Raw genomic sequence first — 258 nt, forward strand, 5'->3', positions numbered from 1 at the left:
GCCACCATTGGCGTAAGTCTTTAAACCACTCGGCTTTTTGAACCCAAAGTGCAAGCGTTGTTACGTGTTTGCGCTCTGGTGTTTCTAGCCACACAGCAACGTACGGTCGATGATAAGGTTGTACGTCAAGGTCGGGTAGGGTGAGTTCAATCTCTAGCTGTGGCGTTTGTGCCTGAACCGTTGTTTGAAATAGTGCGGCAACCATTAATAATGCTGCGCTAAATACAGTACTAACTTTTAACATTAAGACACTCCTTT

At 45.3% G+C, this 258-nt stretch carries 1 protein-coding gene; it reads right to left on the bottom strand.

Annotated elements, in window-relative coordinates; genetic code table 11:
- Positions 1 to 244: DUF2271 domain-containing protein (locus SB756_RS32105; RefSeq protein WP_410913505.1), on the bottom strand; the 244-nt coding region annotated here is incomplete at its 3' end.
- Positions 245 to 258 lie beyond the last annotated feature (14 nt).

The sequence above is a fragment of the Pseudomonas sp. SIMBA_068 genome (assembly GCF_046534705.1).
Taxonomy (GTDB): domain Bacteria; phylum Pseudomonadota; class Gammaproteobacteria; order Pseudomonadales; family Pseudomonadaceae; genus Aquipseudomonas; species Aquipseudomonas putida.